Source organism: Mycobacterium persicum (assembly GCF_002086915.1).
GTDB classification, from domain to species: domain Bacteria; phylum Actinomycetota; class Actinomycetes; order Mycobacteriales; family Mycobacteriaceae; genus Mycobacterium; species Mycobacterium persicum.
Genome location: NZ_MWQA01000001.1, coordinates 377,696 through 404,419, shown reverse-complemented (window position 1 = coordinate 404,419; position 26,724 = coordinate 377,696). Strand labels below are relative to the sequence as shown.

Sequence of the window (26,724 nt, the reverse complement as noted above, 5' to 3'; positions counted from 1 at the left end):
CTAACTGCAGCCGTCACGCGACCGCTTGCGGAACTCGGGCGCGGCCCGCAGACGTTGGCTTCACATGCTAGGTCGGCTGCTTCTCATTTACGCCGTCGTCGAGCTCATGGCCTTCATCGGATTGGCAGCGGTCATCGGGTTCGGCTGGGCCCTGGTGGTGCTGCTGGCCACCTTCGTCCTCGGGTTGGTCCTCTGGGCTCCGTTGGGCGGGTGGCAGCTCGGGCGGCACCTCATGCAGTGGCGGTCCGGCGTGCAGGAACCACGCAGCGCGCTGAGCGACGGCGCCCTGGTTGCCGTGGCCACCGGTTTGGTCCTGGTCCCCGGGCTGGTCACCACCGCTGTGGGGTTGTTGCTGCTGGCGCCGCCGATCCGGGCAGCCGCCGGCCCCGGACTGACCGCGATCGCACTGCGCGGAATCCTGCGGCGGGTGCCATTGACGGCGACCGCGGCCGCCGGCATGGCCGGCGCGTTCACCCGCCGCGAGCAACCCGATCGGCGTGACTTCATTGATGGGGAGGTCATCGACGTCATCGATGGGGAACCGCCGACCCTGCCGCAGGCTCGCATTCCCGACCAAGCCCCGAACTGGACCTAGGTCTTGGACTTCCGACGTAGTTTTGCGGTGTGACGCAGATTCCCCAGATTCCGTCCAAGCTGCTGGTCAACGGCCGGATCTACAGCCCGACCCACCCCGACGCCACCGCCATGGTGGTGCGCGGCGACATCGTCGCATGGCTGGGCAGCGACGATGTCGCGCGCGACCAGTTCCCGGATGTGGAAGTGCAGGACCTCGACGGCGCATTCGTCGCGCCGGGATTCGTCGACAGCCACATCCACCTGAGCGCGACCGGTCTGACGCTCAGCGGGCTGGACTTGCGCTCCGCGACGTCACGCGCGGAATGCTTGCGCATGGTTGGCGATTACGCCGCGGCTAATCCCGGCCGGCCGATCTGGGGACACGGCTGGGACGAGTCGGCCTGGCCCGAAAAATCCGCGCCCAGCACCGCCGACCTGGACGCCGTGCTCGACGGCCGGCCCGCCTACCTGGCCCGGGTCGACGTCCATTCGGCGCTGGCCTCGTCGGCGTTGCGGCGGCGGATACCCGAACTTCCGGCCGGCGCCGGCGCACAGCAGCCGTTGACCGGTGACGCTCACCACCTGGTCCGGGCCGCGGCCCGCGACATGCTGACCGACGTGCAGCTGGTCGAAGCTCGGGCTGCGGCGCTGCAGGCCCTGGCCGCGTCCGGCGTCGTCGCCGTGCACGAGTGCGCCGGCCCGCAAATCGGCGGGCTCGAAGACTGGCTGGCGCTGCGCTCTCTCCAGCACGGCGTCGAAGTGATCGGTTACTGGGGTGAGGCAGTGACCACACCGAACCAGGCCCGGGCGTTGATCGAGCAGACCGGAGCCCACGGGTTGGCCGGTGACCTTTTCGTCGACGGCGCACTCGGGTCGCGCACCGCCTGGCTGCATGAGCCGTACGCGGACGCGCCGGGCTGCACCGGAACCTGCCACCTCGACTCAGACGCCATCGAAGCGCATCTGCGGGCGTGCACCGCGGCGCAGCTGACCGCCGGTTTCCACATCATCGGCGATGCCGCCGTGTCGGCGGTCGTCGCAGCCTTCGACCGGGTCGTGCAGGACCTCGGCGTGGTCGCGGTCGCCCGGTGCGGACACCGTCTGGAGCACGTGGAGATGGTCACTGCCGATCAGGCCGCCAAGTTGGGCGCCTGGGGTGTCATCGCCAGCGTGCAGCCCAGTTTCGACGCACTCTGGGGCGGCGTCGACGGGATGTACGCCCAGCGCCTCGGGCCGGATCGAGGTTGCCGGCTCAACCCGCTTGCGCTGTTAGCATCCCAAGGCGTGCCACTCGCCGTTGGTTCCGACGCGCCGGTAACCGGCTTCGACCCGTGGGCGAACGTGGCTGCGGCGGTCAACCACCGCACCCCGAGCAGTGCAGTGTCGGCGCGGGCGGCGTTCGCCGCGGCAACCCGCGGGGGCTGGCGGGCCGGCGGTGTCCGCGACGGGCAGGCCGGCACCTTGGTGCCGGGCGCGCCGGCCTCGTACGCCGTGTGGGACGTCGATGTTCTGGACGTCAGTGCGCCGCGCGACGCCGTTCAGCGTTGGTCTACCGATCCGCGGTCCCGGGTGCCGGCGCTACCGCGGCTGGGTCCGCAGGACGCCTTGCCGCGCTGCCGTCAAACCGTGCACCGGGGTGCGGTCATCTATGGCTAGGGGATGGCCCGGCCGCAAGGCGCCGAACCTGGACAGCGGCGAGATCGATCCGGCGGATGCGGCGCCTGACGACGACCTGGCCGCCGATCCCGCCGATGTGCAAGAGTCCGAGCGGGACGCCGGCACGTCGACCGCGACCACTCGGCTCCGCGCCGCCGCCCGTCGGCGCCTGTCGGCGATGGGCACCGGCGCGCTGACCCGGCTACCGGGGCTGTGGGCCGCGGTCCGGCCGCGGCTGCCGCGCCTGCTGGTCTGTGTCGGGGCCGGTTTGTTGCTGTATGCCAGCTTCCCGCCGATCAGCTGGTGGTGGGCGGCCATCGTCGCGGTCGCGCTGCTCACCTGGGTGCTGATGCACCGGGCAACCACGCCGGTAGGTGGGCTGGGCTACGGATTCCTGTTCGGTCTGGCGTTCTATGTGCCGTTGTTGCCGTGGATCGGCTCGCTGGTGGGACCGATGCCCTGGCTGGTGCTGTCGACGGTGTCCGCGCTGTTCCCGGGTCTTTTCGGGTTATTGGCCGTCGTGGTGCGCGGGCTGCCCGGCTGGCCGATCTGGTTTGCGGTGCTGTGGGCGGCGCAGGAATGGCTGAAGTCGATCGTGCCGTTCGGTGGCTTTCCCTGGGGATCGGTGGCGTTCGGTCAGACCGAGGGGCCGCTGCTGCCCTTGGTCCAGCTGGGAGGTGTCGCGCTGCTGTCCGCGGGGATCGTGCTGGTGGGCTGCAGTGTGACCGCGATCGCGCTGGAAATCGAGAAGTGGTGGCGCAGCGGCGGTAAAACCGGGTCGGCCGAAACGGCCGCGCCGCCGGCGGTGGTGTTGCCGGGTGTGTCCATCTGCCTGGTGTTGTTCGCCGCCGTCATCGTGTGGCCGCAGGTGCGGCACGCCGGTGCTGGAGCGGGCGGCGACCCGGCAGTCACCGTCGCGGTCGTTCAGGGCAATGTGCCGCGTCTGGGTCTGGATTTCAATGCGCAGCGGCGAGCGGTCCTGGACAACCACGTGCAGGAGACACTGCGGCTGGCCGAGGATGTCCGTGCAGGCAGTGCCCCGCGACCACAATTCGTCGTCTGGCCCGAGGATTCGTCGGACATCGATCCGTTCCTCAATCCCGACGCTGCCCAGCAGATATCGCGGGCGGCCGCGGCGATCGGCGCGCCGATCCTGGTTGGCACCGTGCTGGACGCGCCGGGTCCACCGCAACAGCGCCCGGAATTCACCAACACGGTGATCGTCTGGAATCCGGGAACGGGGCCCGCCGACCGCCACGACAAGGAGATCGTGCAGCCATTCGGCGAATACTTGCCCATGCCATGGCTGTTTCGCCATCTTTCTGGCTACGCCGGCCGCGCTGGTAATTTCGTGCCCGGCACGAGTTCCGGGGTAGTGCGCATCGCTGGCGTGCCCGTCGGGGTGTCCACCTGTTGGGAGGTGATCTTCGATCGGGCCCCGCGAAAAGCCGTGCTCAACGGCGCGCAGCTGCTGACCGTGCCCAGCAACAACGCCACCTTCAACCAGACGATGAGTGAGCAGCAGCTGGCATTCGGCAAGGTCCGGGCGGTCGAGCACGACCGCTACGTCGTGGTCGCCGGTACCACCGGCATCAGCGCCGTGATTGCGCCGGACGGCGCGGAGCTGGTCCGTACCGACTTCTTCGAGCCCGGGTACCTGGACACCCAGGTGCGGCTGAAGACCAGGCTGACGCCGGCAACTCGCTGGGCTCCGCTACTGCAGTGGATTTTGGTCGGGGCGGCGGGCGCGGTCGTTTTGGTCGCGATACGGCACAATGGGTGGTTCCCGCGTCCGGGGCGTTGGCTGTTCGGGCTCCCGCGTGGAGCTGGCGAGTCCGACGGAACCCCGGACGACGGCGACGACTCGGAAGCGGCGCTCCGGAACGAATCCGGGGGCGGCCCGCAGACCGCGCAAGACACTCCGCCCGACGCGGGCGGGCACCACGAGTTCGGGCGACCTGAAGGAGCTACATGACCAGCGGCCAACCTGCGGCCGAGGTGCCGAGCAATCGTCTCGGCCAGCGTGTCCTGGTGATCATTCCGACGTACAACGAGCGGGAGAACCTGCCGCTGATACATCGGCGGGTCAAGGACGCCTGCCCCGACGTGCACGTGCTGATCATTGACGACAACAGTCCCGACGGCACCGGTCAGCTCGCCGACGAGCTGGCGCAGGCCGACCCGGGGTGTACTCATGTGTTGCATCGCACCGTCAAGAACGGCCTGGGGGCGGCCTACCTGGAAGGGTTCGCCTGGGGCCTCAGCCGCGAATACTCGGTGCTTGTCGAGATGGACGCCGACGGCAGCCACGCGCCGGAGCAGCTGCACCGCCTGCTGGAGGCCGTCGGTGCGGGGGCCGATCTGGCCATCGGTTCACGCTATGTGCCCGGGGGGACGGTGCGTAACTGGCCGTGGCGGCGGCTGGCGCTGTCCAAGACGGCCAACACCTATTCACGGCTGGCATTGGGTGTCGGGGTCCACGACATCACCGCCGGCTATCGCGCTTACCGCCGCGAAGTGCTGGAGACGATCGATCTCGACAGCGTCGACTCCAAGGGCTACTGCTTCCAGATAGAAATGACCTGGCGCACCGTGAACAGCGGGTTCGTCGTCGTCGAAGTTCCGATCACCTTCACCGAACGCGAGATCGGCGTGTCAAAGATGAGCGGATCCAACATTCGCGAAGCGCTGTTCAAGGTCACCCGATGGGGTATTGAGGGTCGACGTGAACACGGCCGAGCCGGCCGCGCTCACGACCGCTCTCAACCGGCCGGATAGCGTCCGGATCAGCCGCGCCGACGCGACCGGATGATCTCGAGGCGCTCCTTGAGCAGCTCTTCGAGCTCTTCGACGGAGCGACGCTCTAGCAGCATGTCCCAGTGCGTGCGTGGAGGCTTGACCTTCTTCGGTTCGGGCAGGTCACCCTCGATCAGGGTGCCCTCCATGCCGTTGCGGCACAGCCAGGTGCCGGGAATCTCGGCGTCGTCGGCGAACGGGACCTCGAATTCTTCGCCGTTCTCGGTGCGGTACCGCGCGATCTGACGTGGTGCCAGGTCGTGGTTGCGGTCGGTCTCGTAGCTCACGGCTCCCAGACGACTGCCTCTCAAGACACGATCAGCCATCGACGCTAACTCCTCTGGACTCGTTGAGCTGGTTGGCTCCGGATAGTGATTCTCTCCGCTTCAGCGAACGCCGCAGCCGCCCAGGTAGTTCCCGGGGTAGTTCCCGGGCTAGTCACAGCGCGCGACGCGACCATCCGCGAACATCGATGATACCGGGATCACGGGCCCGAGCCGACTAAAGTCGGCAGGCGTGAGCCCGGCCCGACGTCAACGTGCCCGTCCCCAGCCATGCCGCTGGTGTGGACGTGACGTGACCGATGCCGGAATGGGCCGCCGCCGCCAATACTGCCGGCAATCGTGCGGGCAGCGGGCCTATGAGCAGCGAGCCATGATGACGCGGGGCGATGCCGGGGCCGCGGTGGCTCTGCCCGCCGATGCGGTGGTGTTGACGGCCGACGAAGCGGCAGATCTGTCGGACCGGATCTACCAGATGCGATGTGCGGCCGAAGACGTCGCCACCGCACTCGACGAAGGAGCCGGCGTGCCCGAATTGCGTGAGCTGTGCGGCGAGCTGATCCGAGCGGCCAGGGCCGCCGACGGCTGGCGCAGGGTGGGTGTCTAGCCGTTAGACACTGGCGAACCGGGTAAAGTCGCGCCATGGACGGCGGGCTCGGTGTACCCAGGTGTGCAGGCGGCCGCGGTTGCCCGCCCAGAATGGCTTCCAGCGCTTCCAGGGCACCCGGCCCGCCCGTGCATACCTGGGAGTATCGGACGTTTTGAAATCCTGCCACAGTTGGCGATACTCACCAGCGACATTCTTCGGTCGGAACGCAGCACGACGCCGGTCGAAAAAGCGACGCTGGTCGGCGAAACGGCGAGGCCGATTCGTGCAGCGACTTCCGTGATTCGGCGATAAGGCCGCACCCGGTCGGCGACGACCAGGGGTTAGGCGAGGGTTAGGCGAGGTTAGTAATGGTTGATCAACTCCAGCATGCAACCGAAGCGCTGCGGAAAGCGCTGGTTCAGGTTGAACGCCTGAAGCGGACCAACCGCGCGCTGCTGGAGCGGTCGAGCGAGCCGATCGCGATCGTCGGGATGTCGTGCCGCTTCCCCGGTGGGGTCGACACTCCGGAGGCCCTGTGGCAGATGGTCGCCGACGGCCGCGACGTGATGTCCGAGTTCCCCACCGACCGCGGCTGGGACCTGGCCGGCCTGTTCGACCCGGATCCCGACACACCCCACAAGTCGTATGCGAGCACCGGCGGCTTCGTCGACGGTGTCGCCGACTTCGATCCCGCGTTCTTCGGCATTGCCCCCAGCGAGGCCCTGGCGATGGACCCGCAGCACCGGATGCTGCTGGAGCTGTCGTGGGAGGCGCTGGAGCGGGCCGGAATCGATCCCACGCGGCTACGCGGCAGCGCCACCGGCGTCTTCGCCGGGCTCATCGTCCAGGGCTACGGCATGTTCGCCGAGGAGATCGAGGGCTACCGGCTGACCGGTATGACCTCCAGCGTCGCCTCCGGCCGGGTGGCCTATGTGCTGGGGTTGGAGGGTCCGGCGGTGTCGGTGGATACGGCGTGTTCGTCGTCGTTGGTGGCGTTGCATATGGCGGTGCAGTCGCTGCGTTCGGGGGAGTGTGACCTGGCGCTGGCCGGCGGCGCCACCGTCAACGCCACCCCGACGGTCTTCGTGGAATTCAGCCGGCACCGGGGGCTGGCGCCGGACGGGCGCTGCAAGGCCTACGCGGGCGCGGCCGACGGGGTCGGCTGGTCCGAGGGTGGGGCCATGTTGGTGGTGGAGCGGCTTTCGGATGCGCGGCGGTTGGGGCATCCGGTGTTGGCGGTGGTGCGGGGTTCGGCGGTCAATCAGGATGGGGCTTCGAATGGGTTGACCGCGCCCAATGGTCCGTCGCAGCAGCGGGTGGTGCGGGCGGCGTTGGCTAATGCGGGGTTGAGCGCGGCGGATGTGGATGTGGTCGAGGGTCATGGGACCGGGACTACGTTGGGTGATCCGATTGAGGCGCAGGCGTTGTTGGCGACCTATGGGCAGGGGCGTTCCGAGCCGCTCTGGTTGGGGTCGGTGAAGTCGAATATGGGTCATACCCAGGCGGCGGCGGGGGTGGCCGGGGTGATCAAGATGGTGTTGGCGATGCGCCATGAGTTGTTGCCGGCGACGTTGCATGTCGATGAGCCCAGCCCGCATGTGGATTGGTCGGTGGGGGCGGTGTCGTTGTTGACCCGGCCGCAGCCTTGGCCGGGTGGTGGTCGGGTGAGACGGGCGGGGGTGTCGTCGTTTGGGATTAGTGGCACGAATGCGCATGTGATTGTCGAGGCGGTCCCGGCCTCAGAGTCGGCGCAGGGTCCGTCGCGGCCGGGGGTGCCGTGGGTGGTGTCGGCGAAGTCGGATGCGGCGTTGCGGGCGCAGGCGGCGCGGCTGGCCGGGTATGTGCGGACCCATGACGGGTTGGATGTCGCCGATGTGGGGTGGTCGTTGGCGGGGCGTTCGATGTTTGAGCATCGGGCGGTGGTGGTCGGCGGGGACCGCGATGGGTTGCTGGCCGGGCTGGAAGAGTTGGCCGGCGATTCCGGCGATGACGTGCTCTCGGTGGTTCGCGGTACCGCGGCGCCGGCGGGCAAGACGGTGTTTGTCTTCCCCGGCCAAGGCTCCCAATGGGTCGGCATGGGCGTCGAATTGCTTGACACCGCACCGGTATTCGCGCAGCAGATCGAGGCGTGCGCCGAGGCGTTCGCCGAATTCGTCGACTGGTCGCTGACCGACGTGCTGCGCGGCGCTCCGGGCGCCCCCGGCCTCGACCGGGTAGACGTGGTGCAGCCGGTGCTATTTGCGGTGATGGTGTCGCTGGCCGAGTTGTGGAAGTCGATCGGCGTGCGTCCGGACGCCGTCATCGGTCATTCCCAGGGCGAGATCGCCGCCGCCTACGTTGCCGGTGCGCTATCGCTACGCGACGCCGCCAAGGTGGTGACGCTGCGCAGTACATTGCTGACCGGCCTCGCCGGTCCCGGCGGCATGGTGTCGCTGGCGTGCGGCGCCGAACAGGCGCAGGAGCTGTTGGCGCCCTTCGGAACTCGGATCAGCATCGCCGCGGTCAACGGCCGTTCGGCCGTCGTGGTGTCGGGTGAGGTGGCCGCGCTGGAGGAGCTGATCCAGGTTTGCGCGGACCGCGAGCTGCGCACCCGCCGGATCGAGGTGGACTATGCCTCGCATTCGGCAGAGGTCGAAGCCATTCGGGACCAGCTCACCGGCGCCCTTGCGGGTATCGAGCCGCGTTCTGCGCGCACCGCCTTCTTCTCGTCGGTGACCGGAAGCCGGGTGGACACAGCAGGTTTGGACGCCGACTACTGGTACCGCAACATCCGCCAGACCGTGCAGTTCGACCAGGCGGTGCGCAGCGCATGCGAACACGGATACCGCACTTTCATCGAATCCAGCCCCCATCCCGCGCTGATCGCCGGCATCGAGGACACCGCCAACCACTGCATGGCTGACTCCGAACCCGTCGTCGTCCCCACCCTCGGCCGCGAGGACGGCGGGCTCGCCAGGTTCCTGCTGTCGGCCGCCGCCGCCTTCGTCGCGGGTGTGCCGGTGGATTGGCGCGGCGTACTGGACGGAGCCGGGTTCGTCGAGCTGCCGACGTATGCCTTTGAGAAGCGCCGGTTTTGGCTCTCGGGCGAGGGCATGGGGGCCGACGCATCCGGTTTGGGATTGACGGCGGGTCAACACACATTGCTGGGCGCGGTGGTGGAACTGCCGGCATCCGGTGGCGTGGTCTTGACGGGCCGGTTGTCCGTCAGCTCCCAGGCCTGGTTGGCCGATCATGCCGTGTCGGGCGTCGTGGTGTTCCCCGGCACCGGTGTCGTCGAATTGGCGATCCGCGCCGGCGACGAAGTCGGCTGCCCGGTGGTCGACGAGCTCACCCTGCGGACACCGTTGCTGGTTCCGGCTTCGGGGTCGGTGGCGGTGCAGGTGGTGGTCGGCGCCGCGGCGGAGTCTTCGGAGCGCAGCGTCTCGGTCTATTCGCGCGCCGACGTCGACGCCGGTTCGGTGTGGGTGTGCCACGCAGAGGGGACGTTGCGTGCTGGGACCGTTGACCCCGCGGCCGACCTGTCGGTGTGGCCGCCCACGGGTGCCACCGCCGTCGATGTGTCCGACGGCTACCAGCGGCTGGCGGAGCGCGGCTATGGGTATGGTCCGGCGTTTCGCGGGGTGACCGCGATGTGGGCCCGCGGTGACGAGCTGTTCGCCGAGGTGAGGTTGCCGGAGGCGGCCGGCGGCGTGGCCGGTTTCGGGTTGCACCCCGCGCTACTGGATGCGGCGTTGCACACCGCGGTGATCGCGAATCCGGAGGCCGAACTGGTGCTGCCGTTTTCGTGGCAAGGCGTGTCGTTGCACGCCACCGGGGCGTCGGCGGCGCGGGTGCGGATCGCGCCGGCCGGACCGTCAGCGGTATCGGTCGAGCTTGCCGACGACCTCGGCTTGCCGGTGCTGTCGGTCGCGGCGATGGTGGCCCGACCGGTCAGCGAGCAGCAACTGCGGGCCGTGTTGTCCGGTGCGGGTGCGGACCGACTGTTCGAGGTCGTCTGGTCACCGGCGGCCGCCGCGAGCGGCGATGCGCCCTCGTGCTACGAGGTCTTCGAATGTGTTGCCTCTGTTGAGGATCCGGTGGCCGCGACCCACGAAAGTGCCGGCCGGGCGCTGGCGGCCGTGCAGTCGTGGCTGGCCGAGCATGACTCCGGAGTGCTGGTCGTCGTCACCCGGGGTGCCGTGGCGCTGCCGGGTGAGGACGTCACCGACCTGGCGGGGGCCGCGGTGTGGGGGTTGGTGCGGTCAGCGCAAACCGAAAACCCCGGCCGGCTGGTGTTGCTAGATTCCGATGCGCCGCTTGATGATTCGGCGGTAGCAACAGCATTGGCGGTCGGCGAACCGCAGGTGCTGCTGCGCGACGGACAGGCCTACGCCCCGCGGGTGCACGCCAGCCGCGACGTTCACGGCATCCTGGTGCCGCCGGCCGGCGGGCCGTGGCGGCTGGGTCTTAGCAGTGCGGGCACCTTCGAGAACCTGCGGCTGGAGCCGGTTCCCAACGCCGGCGCGCCGTTGGGCCCGGGCCAGGTTCGGGTGGCCATGCGCGCCATCGCCGCGAACTTCCGCGACATCATGATCACCCTGGGCATGTTCACCCACGACGCGTTGATCGGCGGCGAAGGCGCCGGCGTCGTCGTCGAGGTCGGCCCGGGAGTGACCGAATTCGCGGTCGGGGATTCGGTATACGGATTCTTCCCCGACGGCAGCGGCACGCTGGTGGCCGGCGACATCCGGTTGTTGCTGCCGATGCCCGCCGACTGGTCATATGCCGAAGCCGCCGCCATCTCAGCCGTTTTCACCACCGCGTACTACGCCTTCATACACTTGGCCGACGTCCAACCGGGCCAGCGGGTACTGGTGCACGCCGCCACCGGCGGGGTCGGCATGGCGGCCGTGCAGCTGGCCCGGCATCTGGGTCTGGAAGTATTCGCCACCGCCAGCAAGGGCAAGTGGGACACCTTGCGCGCCATGGGCTTTGACGAAGACCACATCTCCGATTCGCGCAGCCTGGAATTCGAGGAGAAATTCCGCGCGGTCACCGACGGCCGCGGCATGGACGTCGTATTGGACTCGCTGGCCGGTGAATTCGTCGACGCGTCGCTGCGCCTGCTGGGGCCCGGCGGGGTGTTCCTCGAGATGGGCAAGACCGACATCCGCGATCCCGGCGTGATCGCCCAGGAATATCCGGGTGTGCGCTACCGTGCCTTCGACCTGTTCGAACCCGGCCGTCCCCGCATGCACCAGTACCTGCTCGAACTGGCCGCATTGTTCGACGCCGGGGTGCTGCGGCCACTGCCGGTGACGACGTTTGACATCCGGCGGGCGCCGGCGGCCCTGCGATACCTGAGCCAGGCCCGCCATATCGGCAAGGTCGTCATGAGCATGCCCGACGCATGGGCTGCCGGCACCGTGCTGATCACCGGTGGAACCGGCATGGCCGGTTCGGTATTGGCGCGTCACGCCGTCACCCGCCACGGGGTCCGTCATCTGGTGTTGCTCAGCCGGCGCGGTGCCGACGCCGCGGGGGCCGCGGCGTTGGTGACCGAGTTGACTGCCGCCGGCGCGCAGGTGCATGTGGTGGCGTGTGACGCGGCCGACCGGGCGGCGCTGGCCGACGTGATCGCCGGCATCCCGGCGCAGCACCCGTTGTCCGCCGTGATCCATGCGGCCGGTGTGCTCGATGACGCGGTGATTTCGTCGTTGACACCGGAACGCGTCGATGCCGTACTGCGGGCCAAGGTCGATGCGGCGTGGAACTTACACGAGCTGACCCTTGACCTGGATGTGGCTGCGTTCGTGATGTTTTCGTCGATGGCGGGGCTGGTGGGGTCGTCGGGTCAGGCCAACTATGCGGCCGCCAACACCTTCCTGGACGGGCTGGCCGCGCACCGGCGGGCCCACGGCTTGCCGGCGATGTCGCTGGGGTGGGGCCTGTGGGATCAGGCCAGCGACATGACCGGCGGACTGGACGCCGCCGACCGTGCCCGGCTGGGCCGCGAAGGTGTGCTGGCGTTGTCCTCGGATGAGGCGATGGAATTGTTCGACACCGCGCTGATCGTCGACCAGCCGTTCCTGGCGCCCGCCCGCATCGACCTGAGCGCGCTGCGGGCCCACGCGGTGGCGGTGCCGCCGATGTTCAGCGATCTGGTCAACGCGCCGACCAGACGCCAGGTCGACGACGCACTGGCTGCCGCCAAGTCGAAATCGGCGCTGGCGCACCGCCTGCACGGCCTGCCCGAAGCCGAACAGCACGCCGTGGTACTGGACTTGGTGCGGTCCCACATCGCCACCGTCCTGGGCAACATCGCCCCCGAGGCCGTCGACGCCGACAAGGCGTTCCAGGAGTTGGGTTTCGACTCGCTGACCGCGGTCGAAATGCGCAACCGACTCAAAACCGCAACCGGCCTTACCCTTTCACCCACGCTCATCTTCGACTACCCAACCCCCAACGGCCTGGCCGGCTACATCCGCGGTGAACTCGCCGGTGTTCCACAGGAGATCAAGCACGTATCGGCGGTGCGCGCCACGGACGGCGACCCGATTGCCATCGTGGGCATGGCATGTCGTTATCCCGGGGGGATTGAGTCGCCAGATGACCTGTGGGACATGCTGGTTCAGGGCCGCGATGTGCTGTCCGAATTCCCCACCGACCGCGGCTGGGACCTGGCAGGGCTGTTCAACCCGGATCCCGACGTGCCCGGCGCGTGCTACACCAAAACCGGCGGGTTCGTGGACCGGGTCGGCGACTTCGATCCCGCGTTCTTCGGCGTCGGGCCCAGCGAGGCCCTGGCGATGGACCCGCAGCAGCGGATGTTCCTGGAGCTGTCGTGGGAGGCGTTGGAGCGGGCCGGAATCGAGCCCGGCAGCCTGCGCGGCAGCGCCACCGGTGTGTTCGCCGGAGTCATGACCCAGGGCTACGGCATGTTCGCTGCCGAACCGGTGGAAGGCTTCCGGCTGACCGGCCAACTGTCCAGTGTGGCCTCCGGCCGGGTGGCCTATGTGCTGGGGTTGGAGGGTCCGGCGGTGTCGGTGGATACGGCGTGTTCGTCGTCGTTGGTGGCGTTGCATATGGCGGTGCAGTCGCTGCGTTCGGGGGAGTGTGACCTGGCGCTGGCCGGCGGAGTGACCATCAACGCCACGCCCGACATCTTCGTGGAATTCAGCCGGCACCGGGGGCTGGCGCCGGACGGGCGCTGCAAGGCCTACGCGGGCGCGGCCGACGGGGTCGGCTGGTCCGAGGGTGGGGCCATGTTGGTGGTGGAGCGGCTTTCGGATGCGCGGCGGTTGGGGCATCCGGTGTTGGCGGTGGTGCGGGGTTCGGCGGTCAATCAGGATGGGGCTTCGAATGGGTTGACCGCGCCCAATGGTCCGTCGCAGCAGCGGGTGGTGCGGGCGGCGTTGGCTAATGCGGGGTTGAGCGCGGCGGATGTGGATGTGGTCGAGGGTCATGGGACCGGGACTACGTTGGGTGATCCGATTGAGGCGCAGGCGTTGTTGGCGACCTATGGGCAGGGGCGTTCCGAGCCGCTCTGGTTGGGGTCGGTGAAGTCGAATATGGGTCATACCCAGGCGGCGGCGGGGGTGGCCGGGGTGATCAAGATGGTGTTGGCGATGCGCCATGAGTTGTTGCCGGCGACGTTGCATGTCGATGAGCCCAGCCCGCATGTGGATTGGTCGGTGGGGGCGGTGTCGTTGTTGACCCGGCCGCAGCCTTGGCCGGGTGGTGGTCGGGTGAGACGGGCGGGGGTGTCGTCGTTTGGGATTAGTGGCACGAATGCGCATGTGATTGTCGAGGCGGTCCCGGCCTCAGAGTCGGCGCAGGGTCCGTCGCGGCCGGTGGTGCCGTGGGTGGTGTCGGCGAAGTCGGATGCGGCGTTGCGGGCGCAGGCGGCGCGGCTGGCCGGGTATGTGCGGACCCATGACGGGTTGGATGTCGCCGATGTGGGGTGGTCGTTGGCGGGGCGTTCGATGTTTGAGCATCGGGCGGTGGTGGTCGGCGGGGACCGCGATGGGTTGCTGGCCGGGCTGGAAGAGTTGGCCGGCGATTCCGGCGATGACGTGCTCTCGGTGGTTCGCGCTACCGCCACCCCTGCGGGCAAGACGGTGTTCGTCTTCCCCGGCCAAGGCTCCCAAATACTGGGCATGGGAATGGGCTTGCACGCCGGATATCCGGTGTTCGCCGAGGCGTTTAACACCGTCGTCGCCGAACTGGACCGCCACCTGCTGCGCCCGCTGCGCGAAGTCATCTGGGGTCACGACGAAAACCTTTTGAACACAACGGAATTCGCGCAGCCAGCGCTGTTCGCGGTGGAAGTCGCGCTGTACCGGCTGCTGGAGTCCTGGGGAATGCGACCGGACTTCGTGATGGGCCACTCCGTCGGTGAAATCGCGGCGGCACACGTCGCCGGCGTCCTGTCCCTGGAAAACGCCGCGGTGCTGGTCGCCGCACGGGGCAGGTTCATGCAGGCCCTGCCGCCCGGCGGAGCGATGGTCGCGGTGGCGGCCACCGAAGCAGAAATTGCGCCCCTGCTGGGCGCGGACGTCAGCGTCGCCGCCGTCAACGGCCCTGCCTCCGTGGTGATTTCCGGCGCCGCGGACGCGGTGCTCGCGGTCGCCGACCGGTTGCGCGCTGACGGCCGACGGGTACATCGCCTGGCCGTGTCGCACGCGTTCCACTCCCCACTGATGGACCCGATGATCGACGAATTCGGCTCCGTGGCAAGCGGTCTGGCCATCGGACAACCTGCGATTCCGGTCATCTCCAATGTCACCGGTGCGCTGGCGGCCGACGACTTCGGCTCCCCGGCGTACTGGAAGCGTCACGTTCGGGAGGCGGTCCGGTTCGCCGACAGCGTCCAATTCGCCCAATCGGCGGGTGCCACCCGCTTCTTCGAAGTCGGGCCGGGCAGCGGCCTTACCGCGTCGATCGAAGAATCGCTGCCGGATACCGGGATCCTGACGATCTCCGCGCTGCGCAAGGATCGGCCCGAGCCGGTGACGTTGGTCAACGCCGTGGCTCAGGCGTTCGTCGCCGGTGTCCACGTGGACTGGCGCACCGTAGTGGGGCAGGCGAACTTCGTCGAGTTGCCGACCTACGCATTCCAGCGGCGGCGGTTCTGGCTGTCTAGTGACGGAGCTGCGGCTGACGCCGCCGGGCTCGGCCTCGAGGCCAGCGAGCATGCCCTGCTGGGCGCGGTGGTGGAGCTGCCGACCTCCGGCGGCGTCGTGCTGACCGGGCGGTTATCGCCGCGCGCGCAGGGCTGGTTGGCCGATCATGCCGTCGGCGGCGTGGTGATCTTCCCCGGAGCGGGCTTCGTCGAGTTGGCGATTCGAGCCGGCGACGAAGTGGGCTGCACGGTGGTCGAGGAGTTGACCCTGGCCGCGCCCTTGGTGTTGCCGGCCGGGTCATCGGTTGCCGTCGAGGTGATCGTGGGTGGTGCGGATGAGTCCGGCGCTCGCGCGGTGTCGGTGTACTCCCGCGCGGAGGCCGGCGGCGGCTGGGTGTTGCATGCCGAGGGCACGCTCGCTAACGGGACCGCTGCTCCGACAACCGATTTGGCGGCGTGGCCACCCGTGGGCGCGGTACCGGTGGAGGTCGCCGACGGATACGAACGGTTGGCCGAGCGCGGGTATGGCTATGGCCCGGCATTCCGCGGCCTGAACGCGATGTGGCGCCGCGGCGATGAAGTCTTCGCCGAGGTCTCCTTACCCGCCGACGCCGGGGTGTCGGTCGCGGGCTTCGGAGTTCATCCGGTGATGCTGGATGCGGCGTTGCACGCGGTGATTCTGGCCTCCAACGGCGCCGACGATTTCGGCGTCGACGAGGGCTCGGTGCTCGTTCCGTTCTCCTGGCAAGGTGTGTCGCTGCATGCCGGCGGCGCATCGGCGGTTCGGGCGCGCATCGCGCCGGCGGGGCCGTCCAAAGTGTCGATCGAGCTGGCCGACGGGCTGGGATTGCCGGTGCTGTCGGTCGCGTCGATGCTGGCGCGGCCCCTCACCGATCAGCAGCTGCGCGCCGCGGTATCCGGGTCGGGTCCCGACCGGCTGTTCCAGGTGGACTGGTCGGCCCAGCCGTCGGCTGCCCTGGAACCGGTGCCCGTAATGGCCTGGGGCACAACGGCGGACAGCGACTCGTCAACGGTGGTCTTCGAATCCGTGCCGGTGGCCGGCGACGCGGTGGCGGGTGTCTACACCGCCACGAACTCGGTGCTCGACGTGCTGCAGTCCTGGCTCGGCCGCGACGGCGCAGGGGTACTGGTGGTGACGACGCGCGGTGCTGTCGCGCTGCCCGGCGAAGACGTCACCGACCTGGCCGGCGCGGCGGTGTGGGGCCTGGTGCGCTCGGCGCAGACGGAGCATCCCGGACGTATCGTGCTGGTCGATACCGATGCGCCCCTGGATGAATCGGCCCTGGCGGCGGTGTTGGCCGCCGGCGAGCCGCAGGTGTTGTGGCGCGGTGGGCAGGTGTACATTGCCCGAGTCCACGGCAGCCGCACGGTTGGCGCGCTGTTGGTCCCCCCGGGCGACGGGCCGTGGCGGTTGGGCATGAGCGCAGCCGGCACGTTCGAAAACCTGCGGCTGGAGCCGATTCCCGACGCCGACACTCCGCTGCAGCCCGGACACGTCAGGGTGCGGTTGTCCGCCATCGCAGCCAATTTCCGGGACGTCATGATCGCATTGGGGCTCTACCCCGACCCCGAGGCGGTGATGGGTGTCGAGGCGTCCGGTGTTGTCCTCGAAACCGGCCCAGAAGATAGGGGTTTCGCCGTCGGCGACCGAGTCATGGGCTTGTTCCCCGAAGGCACCGGGACGATCGCCACCACCGACCACAGGCTGTTGGTCAAGGTTCCGGCGGGCTGGTCGCACACCGCGGCGGCCACCGCGTCGGTGGTGTTCGCCACCGCCTATTACGCGCTGCGCGATTTGGCGTCCGTGCGGTCGGGGCAACGGATCCTGGTGCACGCCGCCACCGGTGGTGTCGGTATGGCGGCGGTGCAGCTGGCCCGGCATTGGGGTCTCGAGGTGTTCGCCACCGCCAGCAAGGGCAAGTGGGACACGTTGCGGGCCATGGGCTTTGACGACGACCACATCTCCGACTCGCGCAGCCTGGAATTCGAGGACAAATTCCGCTCCGCTACCGGTGGGCGCGGCGTGGACGTGGTCTTGGACTCGCTGGCCGGTGATTTCGTGGATGCGTCGCTGCGTCTGGTCGCCTCGGGCGGAGCGTTCCTGGAGATGGGCAAGACCGACATCCGCGAACCCGAAGTGATCGCGCAGCGGTACCCGGGAGTGCGCTACCGAGCTTTCGACCTCTTCGAGGCCGGACCGGACCGCATTGCGCAGATCCTTGCCGAACTGGCCGCCCTGTTCGACGACGAGGTGCTGCGACCGTTGCCGGTCACGACGTTCGACGTGCGTCGCGCCCCTGCGGCGTTGCGGTACCTGAGCCAGGCACGCCACGTCGGCAAGGTGGTGATGACCATGCCGGACGCGTGGGCGGCCGGCACGGTGCTGATCACCGGCGGGACCGGCATGGCCGGCTCGGCGTTGGCACGCCATGTCGTGACTCGCCACGGGGTGCGTCAGCTGGTCCTGGTCAGCCGGCGCGGCCCGGACGCACCCGGGGCCGACGAACTGGTAGCCGAATTGGGCGCGGCCGGCGCGCAGGTGCAGGTGGTTTCTTGTGATGCCGCCGATCGGGCCGCGTTGGCAAAGGTGATCGCCGATATCCCGGTTCAGCACCCGCTGTCGGCCGTGATCCACACCGCGGGCGCACTCGATGACGCCGTGGTGACCTCGCTGACACCGCAGCGGATGGAAACGGTAATGCGGGCCAAGGTCGACGCGGCGTGGAATCTGCACGAGCTGACCTGCGATCTGGATGTGTCTGCCTTCGTGATGTTTTCGTCGATGGCCGGGTTGGTCGGCTCGTCGGGACAGGGCAACTACGCGGCCGCCAACTCATTCCTGGACGGGCTGGCCGTGCACCGGCGGGCGCATGGGCTGCCGGCAATCTCGCTGGGTTGGGGTCTGTGGAATCAGGCCAGCGCCATGACCGGCGGATTGGCAAGTGTCGACTTCAAGCGGTTCGCCCGCGACGGCATCGTGGCGATGTCCTCGGAAGAAGCGCTGGAATTGCTCGACACCGCCATGATCGTCGACGAACCGTTCGTGCTGCCCGCCCACATCGACTTTGCCGCGTTGCGGGTCAAATTCGATAATGGCACGCTGCCGCCGATGTTCGTCGACCTGATCAACGCGCCCACGCGTCGTCAAGTCGACGACTCGCTGGCCGCGGCTAAGTCGAAATCCGCTCTGCTGCAACGTCTGGACGGCTTGCCCGACGACGAGCAGCACGCCGTCCTGTTGGATCTGGTGCGGTCCAACATCGCGACCGTACTGGGCAACACCAGCCCGGAGGCGATCGACCCGGACCGGGCATTCCAGGAGTTGGGCTTCGATTCGCTGACCGCGGTCGAGATGCGCAACAGGCTCAAATCCGCTACTGGCCTTGCGCTTTCGCCGACGCTCATTTTCGACTACCCCAACTCGGCTGCGCTGGCCGGCTACATGCACCGCGAACTGTTGGGTTCGGCGCCGCACGACGCCCCGGCCACGGCCCCCGGCGAGGCCGAACTGCAGCGCGTGGTCGCATCCATTCCGATCAAGCGCCTTCGGCAGGCGGGAGTGCTGGACCTGTTGCTGTCGTTGGCCCAGGGCACCGAGGTGAGCGGTCAGCCTGGGGCGCCGGCAGCGACCACCGAAAAGGACATTGCCGACATGGACCTCGACGATCTGGTCAACGCCGCGTTCATGGACGACGACGAATAGCCATGAGCGACACCAGCAACAATGCAGGACGAACCGATGCGGAGCGGGTGACCATGACCCGACCGACCCTGTGAAAGTCGCGGTTACCGGGGCCAGCGGAGTGCTCGGCCGCGGCTTGGTCGCCAGACTGCTCAGCCAAGGCCACCAGGTTATCGGCATCGCCCGTCATCGACCCGAGAGCTGGCCCAGTGCAGCTGATTTCGTTACGGCAGACATCCGGGATGGGGCCGCGGTCAGGCTCGCGATCACCGGCGCCGACGTCGTCGCGCACTGCGCATGGGTCAGGAGCCCTGGACCGGACAGTGAGATCAGCCACCAGGTCAATATCGGTGGCACGGGAAACGTCCTGGACGCGATGAGGGTCTCCGGGACCGGCCGCATTGTCTTCGCCAGCTCCGCCCACGTCTACCGTCCCGGGGAACCACCGGCTGCTGAAGACGCCGAAGTCGCACCAGGTTCCATCGAGGGCCGGCACAAAGCCCGGGTTGAGCAGATGCTGGCGGATTCCGGAGCCCAATGGGTGACGGTGCGCTCGGCACTGATCGTCGGCCGCAGCGTCGACAATTGGGTGCGCCGGGTGTGGGCATTGCCGGTGTTGCCCGACGCGTTGGCCGATTCCGTCGTGCAGGTGGTCCACGTCGACGACGTGTTGCGCCTGCTGATCCGGGCCATCCTGGGTACCGACAGTGGTGCGGTGAACCTGACCGCGCCGGGTCAGCCGACTTTTCGCCAGATCGCCGCCGCACTGGGCCGCCCCATTCTGCCGATCGCCTCCGGGGCGCTGCAGCTTGTCCCAACATTCGCCGAACTCCAACTGCTGCAAGGTGTTCCGATGATGGACACGTCGCGGCTGCACGAGGAGTGGGGATTCCGACCGGCGTGGACCGCCGAGGAGGCCGTCGAAGATTTCGTCCTGGCGGTGCGCGGCCGGGTCTGCGTGGGCAGGCGGGGGGTATCGCTGCCCTGGCGGCTGGCCACGATCCAGGACCTCCCGGCTGTCGACGCCCCGGCGGCGGACGGTGTGGTTCCCCGATTGGCTGGGCCCCAAGGGGTCAACGGGGAGTTCGACACCCCGATTGATCCCCGCTTCCCGACGTTCTTGGCCACGAATTTGTCCGAGGCGCTGCCTGGTCCGTTTTCGCCGTCGTCGGCGTCGGTCACGGTACGCGGACTGCGTGCCGGCGGGGTGGGTATCGCAGAACGGCTGCGGCCCGGTGGGGTGATTCAGCGGGAAATCGCGATGCGAACGGTGGCGGTGTTCGCCCACCGACTGTACGGGGCCATCACTTCGGCGCACTTCATGGCCGAGACAGTCCCGTTCGCCAAGCCGGCCATGATCGTCAGCAACAGCGGGTTCTTCGGCCCGAGTATGGCGTCGCTGCCAATCTTCGGCGACGAGCGCCCGCCGTCGGAATCACGGCGAGCCCGCAGACTGCTGCGCACGGTCCGCAACATCGGGGTTTTCGGCGTCAACCTGGTCGGGTTGAGCGCTGGTTCGCCACTGGATACCAGTGATTACTTTGACGACGTCGACCGGCTGGAACATCTGACCCGCGACATTGCGCAGCTGGACGATCGCCGGCTGCTGAGCCTGATCCTGCTGGCCCGAGACCACGTCGTTCACGGCTGGGTCTTGGCATCCGGATCCTTCATGCTGTGTGCCGCCTTCAACGTGTTGTTGCGTGCTTTGTGCGGCCGGGACACCGCGCCGGCGGCGGGGCCGCAATTGGTGAGCGCGCGTCCGGTGGAAGCCGTGCAGCGGCTAGTGAGTGCCGCGCGGCGCGATCCCGACGTGATGCGTGTGCTGCAGGAGCCGGGGGAGCGCCTGGGCAAGCTGGCGGTGGCGGCGCCGCAGTTCTACGCCCTGGTGTTGCAAGAGCTTTCGTTGATCGGCCATCGCGGTCCGGCTGAGGTCGAGATGCTGTCGACCAGCTATGCCGACAATCCGGAATTGCTGGTCCGGATGGTGGCCAAGGCGCTGAGCGCCCCGCCCGTGCCGGAGCCGCAGCATCCGGCAATCCCGTTGCGGGCCAAGCCGGTTGCGCTGCTGGCTGCGCGTCAGCTCCGGGATCGAGAAGTCCGTCGTGACAGGATGGTCCGCGCGATCTGGGTGCTGCGCGATCTGCTGCGCGAGTACGGGCGCCGGCTGGTCGCGGCCGGTGTCGTCGAAACCCCCGATGATGTGTTCTACCTGTTGGTCGATGAGCTCGACGCGCTGCCCGGCGACGTCGCCGAGCTGGTGGCTCGGCGCCGCGCCGAACAACGCAGACTGACTGCCGTCGTTCCCCCCACGGTGTTCAGCGGGACTTGGGAGCCATCGACCGGGTCGTCGGCCGCGTTGGGGGCCGGGGACACGTTGCGCGGCGTCGGCGTCTGCGGTGGCCGGGTCCGAGGGCGGGTGCGGATCGTTCGTCCGGAAACGATCGATGACCTGCAGCCGGGAGAGATCCTGGTCGCCGAGGTCACCGACGTCGGCTATACCGCCGCCTTCTGCTACGCCGCGGCGGTGGTCACCGAACTCGGCGGACCCATGTCCCATGCGGCCGTGGTGGCCCGTGAGTTCGGCTTCCCGTGTGTGGTCGACGTCCAGGGTGCGACGCGATTCCTGCAGCCCGGTGCGCTCATCGAGGTTGACGGCGCCACGGGGGAGATTCACGTGCTCGAGCTGGCTACCGGGGGCTCGGCGAGCGACTGAAATCACTTGCGTCACTGTGGTTTCAGGACTCTGACGGAGGCGGGTTCTTGTCGGTGCGCCGCGATAGCATTCGAACATGGGTTCGAATCGGGAGTCGGTGGTGGCGTCGTTCGACGCGCTGCAGGCGGCTGTGTCACGGCTGCAGGACCTGTCCTTCGACGCCTTGGCCACCCCTGAACGCATGGCCCTGCTGGAGCGCTGCGAAACCGTTCGGCGCCAGCTGCCGAGCATCGAACATGCCCTGATCAATCAGATCGCCGAGCAGTCCAGCGAGGAGGAGTTGGGCGGCAGGCTGCGTTCGGCGTTGGCCAGCCGGTTGCGGATCACGCGTGCTGAGGCCAGCCGGCGGGTAGGCGAGGCCACCGAGCTCGGTGAGCGCCGCGCCCTGACCGGCGAGCCGTTGGCGCCGCAATTGAGCGCCACCGCTGCCGCTCAGCGCGCCGGGCACCTCGGCGAGGCGCATGTGCGGGTGATCCGCGACTTCGTTCGTCACCTGCCGGTAGAGGTGGACATCGAGACTCGGGAGAAATCCGAAGCCCATCTGGCCCGGCTGGCCACCCGGTTTCGCCCCGACCAGTTGGGGAAGCTGGCGCAGCGGCTGATGGACTGCCTCAATCCCGATGGCACCTTCACCGATGAGGACCGGGCCCGCCGCCGCGGATTGACCTTGGGCAAGCAGGGGTTGGATGGAATGTCGCGGCTCAGTGGTTGGCTGACCCCGGAAGCGCGAGCCGGGCTGGACGCTGTGCTGGCCAAGCTGGCCGCTCCTGGCATGTGCAACCCGCAGGACGAGAGTCCGGTGGTCGACGGACCGCCGCCCCAAGACGTGGCGCAGCGCGACACCCGCTCGGAAAGCCAGCGCAACCACGACGGCCTCAACGCCGCGTTGCGTGCCCTGCTGGCCAGCGGGAAACTGGGTCAGCACAACGGGTTACCGGCCAGCATCATCGTGTCCACCACGCTCAAAGAACTGGAATCGGCATCGGGTAAGGCCCTCACTGGCGGTGGCACCCTGCTGCCGATGTCAGATGTGATCCCCCTACCCCGCCACTCGAATCATTACCTCGCGATCTTCGACGACGGCAAAGCCCTGGCTCTGTATCACACCAAACGCCTGGCTTCGCCGGGGCAGCGAATTGTCTTGTACACCAAGGATCGTGGGTGCTCAGCGCCGGGCTGCGACGCGCCGGGTTATCGATGCGAGGTCCATCATGTGCGGGAGTGGGCCGGCATCCATCGCACCGATATCGACGACCTTACCTTCGCCTGCGGCGCGCACCACAGACTCCTCGACAAAGGCTGGGGCACCCGAAAAAACAGCCACGGCGACACCGAATGGATTCCGCCGCCGCACCTGGACCACGGGCAGCCGCGAACCAATGGCTTCCACCATCCCGAGAAGTCGCTCACCGACGATGCCGACGACGGGTTCTAGGGTGGTTGGCCCAATCCGCATGGTGCCCAGCAGTTTGCTCGCGTCACGCCCTAGCCGGACGACGTGGTTCGGTCAGCTGCGAGCAGGGATCCGAATACGCTGGCGGCGACGGCGATCGCGTCGGCCTGGCCGAGGACGACACCACGAAGTTCGGGATGGCTGTCGAGATGTGCTTGCGCGTCCTGCGCTGTGGTGTGGAAGGCAATCGACTCGCATGCAGTGTCGGCCAGGGTTCCGGGGCAATCGGTTCGGCTGATCACTACGACGGCGGAGGAAGGTTGCCATATCCAGTCGCTACCGTGGCGTCGAATCTGTATCCGCGTTTGGCTGACGGGATCGGCGGAGTAGATGACGCCGTCGCTTCCGCTCATCAGCGGGATACCGAGCGCGTCGATGGCGCACATCGCTGCGACCGGAGGGCGCCCGGTCAGATGGGCGGTATGCGTGGTGGGCCTACCCGAGAAGGGGTAGGCGACCTCGATGTCTCCGTCAGCCGCGGTGTGCACCAGGTCGTCGGATTCCAGTCGGTACAACGCGTCGTCGAGTTCGACGCCCAGCGCAGTGGCTGTCATGCGTAGGTCGTCACGGTGACATCGGCCATGGTCGAGGAAGCGGCGCAGTACAGCTCGGTGTAGTTCCCGGATCACCGGTGGGAGGTGCTGGGCGGCGGTAGCCGGCGACTCGGGCGTATTCGCGAACCGGTCGGCCATCAGGATTCCGTCGTCGTGGGCGCGTTGGCCCGCAATGCGTCGAAAACCCGCGACGGCGTGGGTAAGTCGAGTCTGCACGCACTGCCGATAGCTGGTCCGGCCTCGGGACGCATCACGTCAACCCCGTCGACCAGGACCGTCGGTGACGGATAGCTACCGACACGGTCGATTATCGGCATGTCGATGCCCAACGATGCCAGGCATTCGGTGATCGTCGCCCTGGCGGCGGCGGCATTGGGGCATCCCGGAGAGATGAGTAGCTCAATCCGCATAGTGGTTCAGTCCGCAGCGGTCGACGTTGTGGCGGCGGCTGTTTCGATGTCATGCAAGATCGGGCAATCCGGTTTGGCGGGGTGCCGATCACAGGTCGCGGTCAGTCGGCCGAGCGCATCGCGCATAGCCGCGAGTTGCTCGATGCGCTGCTGCAGCTCGGCGAGCCGGGCGCGGGCCAACGCCCTCGCTTCGTCGCACGAGTTGAGACCGCCCTCGGCCAGAGACAACAGATCCTTGATGTCATCGAGGGTGAATCCAAGCCGCTGTGCATGCTTGACGAACCGCACAACCCGCACCGCGTCCGGCGTGTAGGTCCGGTAACCCGATGGGGTCCGCCGGGGTTCGGGCAGCAAACCGCGGCGTTCGTAGTAGCGCAGCGTTTGAACGTTGACCTGCGTCTGCCTGGCGACCTCGCTGGTTCTCACCTCTCAAGCATGAACCTTGTACTCAACTACATAGTCAAGCCGGCGACGACATGCCGATAGCCCTGGAAGAAGATCGCCGCGGTACCACCGGGCGGCCGACGGTGAATCGGGGTCTGTACCGAATTCATATCGGCATCGTCGCGGCGCAACGCAGAACCGCCCGGCAGTGGAGGACCTCAGCAGCTGAACGCCGTTCCCACCCCGTCGGGCGGCGGCACCGGGCGCAGGCAACCGAACGGCTCGACGCCGCCGGCGCTGAGCCGCACCGCGGACTGGTGGGCGTAGTTCACGCAGAACAGCCCGGCTTGGCCGGCGCGGCAGCGGTAGTCGCCGAAGGACAATGAGTCCCCGTCGGCCAACTCGGGTCCGTTGCCGTTGACGAACGGCCCGGGGTCACCGCGGGACGCTCCGACCTGCAATTTCACCCCGTCGAAGTCGACCCAGCCGCCCTTCCAGTCGCCGTAGGCCGTGGCGGGAGCGGGCGGGGGATTGGTCAGGCTGACCAGACACACCAGCGCGCTGCCGGTGTGTTTGGAGTCGGTCAGACACGACGCTTTGCCGGACTGGGTGGCAAACGCAATGTCGCCGCCCAGCTCGGTGGTGACACCGTCGCGGCTCACGCTGTGATAGCGCACTGGATCGGCCGGCCTGCCTGCTTCGATCCAGGCGATGACGGCCGAGATCGGGGCGCCGGCCGCCGGTGCGGCGGACCCGGCCGCCGGTTTGCTCGTCGGCGACGACGCCGACGCCGACGACGACGCCGACGTCACGGCGCCGGCCGGCGTGCTGGTTGGCGATTGCCCCGGCCGGCCGCCGATGTCGTGCGAGCACCCGGCGACCAGCAATGGCACTGCGACCAGCATCGCGATCCGCATCGATTCAGGCTAGCGGCCTCGGCGTGGCTCAAGGTGCTGCCCGTCCGGTGTGCCCGGCGAATCCGCTAACGTCGGGTTATGCACGAGCGCACCGTCCGCGCACGCACGGTCACCGGTATCGTCGAGGGCTTCACCCGCGACGGCGTGCACCGCTGGCGATCCATCCCCTACGCCAAGCCGCCGGTGGGGCCGCTGCGCTTCCGGGCGCCGCAGCCGGCGCAGCCCTGGTCCGGTGTGCGGCACTGCCACGGGTTCACCAACTGCGCGCCCCAGCAGCGTCGCTACACGATGCTCGGCGTTGGCAAGTACCAGCCGATGAGCGAGGACTGTCTGACCCTCAACGTCGTCACGCCCGAAGCCCCCGCAACCGAACCGCTTCCGGTGATGGTCTTCATTCACGGCGGCGGCTACATCCTGGGCAGCTCGGCCACCCCGCTCTACGACGGCGCCGCGCTGGCGCGGCGGGGCTGCGTCTACGTGTCGGTCAACTACCGGTTGGGTGCGCTGGGCTGTCTGGACCTGTCGTCGCTGTCGACGGCCGACATCACCATCGACGGCAACCTGTACCTGCGCGATTTGGTGCTGGCGTTGCGATGGGTCCGGGACAACATCGCCCAGTTCGGTGGTGACCCCGACAACGTCACCATCTTCGGGGAAAGCGCCGGCGCTCACATCACGGCCACATTGCTGGCCGTGCCAGCCGCGAAAGGCCTTTTTGGGCAGGCGATTTCGGAAAGTCCGGCGGCGGGCATGGTGCGTCCCCGCGAGCTGGCCGCTGAGTTCGCGGCACGCTTTGCCGATCTGCTGGGGGCACGCCCGCGCGATGCCGCAAGCGCGCTGCTCCGGGCGACCCCGGCTCAGCTGGTCCAAGCCCAGCACCGCCTGATCGAGCAGGGCATGCAGAAACGGTTGGGCGCCTTCCCGATCGGCCCTACCTTCGGCGACGACTGCCTGCCCGTCGATCCCGTCGAGGCGATGCGGTCCGGGCAATCGCATCAGGTGCCGCTGATCGTGGGCACCAACGCCGAAGAGGGCCGGTTGTTCACCCGCTTTCTCAAGATGCTGCCGACCAACAAGGCGATGATCGACGAACTACTGGCCGACGCGGAACCGGCTACCCGGCAACGCATTACCGCGGCCTACCCGGATTACCCCAAGCCGTCGGCATGCATCCAACTTGGCGGGGATTTCGCGTTCAACGCGGCCGCCTGGCAGATCGCCGAGGCGCACGGCGCGCACGCCCCCACCTATCTTTACCGCTACGACTACGCCCCGCGGGCTCTGCGCTGGTCCGGTTTCGGGGCTACCCACGCGACCGAACTGCTTGCCGTCTTCGATATCTACCGGACCACGTTCGGTGCGTTGCTGACCGCTGCCGCCGACCGCAGACATGCACTGCGGGTCAGTGACGACGTCATCAGGCGCTGGCGGTCTTTCAGCCAGACCGGTGTGCCGGGCGACGACTGGCCCGCCTATACGCACGCCGAGCGAGCCGTGCTGGTGATCGACCGCAAGTGTCGCGTCGAGTTCGATCCGCACCAGCACCGCCGGTTGGTCTGGGACGGCTTTTCGCTGGTGCAGTGACC

Annotated in this window: 12 protein-coding genes and 1 pseudogene; 8 read left to right on the top strand and 5 right to left on the bottom strand. The window is 68.2% G+C overall.

The annotated features are described in order from the left end of the window. The first annotated feature begins 64 nt into the window (after positions 1-64). From B4U45_RS01855 to lnt, 3 genes and pseudogenes are all read left to right on the top strand, one after another. A complete protein-coding gene (locus B4U45_RS01855) occupies positions 65-595 on the top strand; it encodes an FxsA family protein (protein WP_075549084.1) in 531 nt (176 codons plus the stop codon). Between the two features lie 38 nt (positions 596-633). Further along, entirely contained in the window at positions 634-2,232 is a 1,599-nt protein-coding gene (locus B4U45_RS01850) for an amidohydrolase (RefSeq protein WP_075549087.1), read from the top strand. Between the two features lie 178 nt (positions 2,233-2,410). Next, positions 2,411-5,044, top strand: a pseudogene (lnt, locus tag B4U45_RS01845) (apolipoprotein N-acyltransferase). Here lnt and rbpA read toward each other — a convergent pair. Further along, positions 5,019-5,354 (bottom strand): RNA polymerase-binding protein RbpA, encoded by a 336-nt coding sequence (gene rbpA / locus B4U45_RS01835; protein ID WP_023364597.1) that lies wholly within the window; start codon positions 5,352-5,354, stop codon positions 5,019-5,021. The pseudogene lnt and the gene rbpA sit on opposite strands and share 26 nt — an antisense overlap. 190 nt (positions 5,355-5,544) lie before the next feature. Between rbpA and B4U45_RS01830 the strand changes: the two genes are divergently transcribed. The 4 genes from B4U45_RS01830 (at position 5,545) to B4U45_RS01815 (ending at position 22,855) form a co-directional block, all read left to right on the top strand. Further along, a complete protein-coding gene (locus tag B4U45_RS01830; protein WP_219859295.1) occupies positions 5,545-5,916 on the top strand; it encodes a hypothetical protein in 372 nt (123 codons plus the stop codon). A gap of 350 nt (positions 5,917-6,266) precedes the next feature. Further along, complete coding sequence (locus B4U45_RS01825) at positions 6,267-18,725, top strand: type I polyketide synthase (RefSeq protein WP_219859294.1); 12,459 nt, start codon at positions 6,267-6,269, stop codon at positions 18,723-18,725. A 70-nt stretch (positions 18,726-18,795) separates the two neighbouring features. Further along, complete coding sequence (locus tag B4U45_RS01820) at positions 18,796-21,420, top strand: sugar epimerase family protein (RefSeq protein WP_219859293.1); 2,625 nt, start codon at positions 18,796-18,798, stop codon at positions 21,418-21,420. 76 nt (positions 21,421-21,496) lie between these two features. Next, positions 21,497-22,855 (top strand): HNH endonuclease signature motif containing protein, encoded by a 1,359-nt coding sequence (locus B4U45_RS01815; protein WP_219859292.1) that lies wholly within the window; start codon positions 21,497-21,499, stop codon positions 22,853-22,855. Between the two features lie 50 nt (positions 22,856-22,905). Here the strand turns inward: B4U45_RS01815 and merB are convergent, their stop codons facing one another. The 4 genes from merB to B4U45_RS01795 all read right to left on the bottom strand — a co-directional run bounded on the left by merB (position 22,906) and on the right by B4U45_RS01795 (position 25,138). Beyond that, on the bottom strand, positions 22,906-23,565 hold the full coding sequence (gene merB / locus B4U45_RS01810) for an alkylmercury lyase family protein (protein WP_075549077.1): 660 nt from the start codon (positions 23,563-23,565) through the stop codon (positions 22,906-22,908). After that, on the bottom strand, positions 23,565-23,837 hold the full coding sequence (locus tag B4U45_RS01805) for a thioredoxin domain-containing protein (RefSeq protein WP_075549076.1): 273 nt from the start codon (positions 23,835-23,837) through the stop codon (positions 23,565-23,567). The genes merB and B4U45_RS01805 overlap by 1 nt, the downstream gene beginning before the upstream one ends. A 6-nt stretch (positions 23,838-23,843) precedes the next feature. After that, positions 23,844-24,263 carry a heavy metal-responsive transcriptional regulator gene (locus B4U45_RS01800; RefSeq protein ID WP_075549075.1) on the bottom strand — a complete coding sequence of 140 codons (420 nt, stop codon included), beginning with the start codon at positions 24,261-24,263 and terminating at the stop codon, positions 23,844-23,846. A 176-nt stretch (positions 24,264-24,439) separates the two neighbouring features. Next, positions 24,440-25,138 (bottom strand): hypothetical protein, encoded by a 699-nt coding sequence (locus B4U45_RS01795; protein ID WP_075549074.1) that lies wholly within the window; start codon positions 25,136-25,138, stop codon positions 24,440-24,442. A 78-nt stretch (positions 25,139-25,216) separates the two neighbouring features. On the opposite strand from B4U45_RS01795, the gene B4U45_RS01790 reads away from it, so the two are divergent. Further along, on the top strand, positions 25,217-26,722 hold the full coding sequence (locus tag B4U45_RS01790; RefSeq protein ID WP_075549073.1) for a carboxylesterase/lipase family protein: 1,506 nt from the start codon (positions 25,217-25,219) through the stop codon (positions 26,720-26,722). Positions 26,723-26,724: the final 2 nt, after the last annotated feature.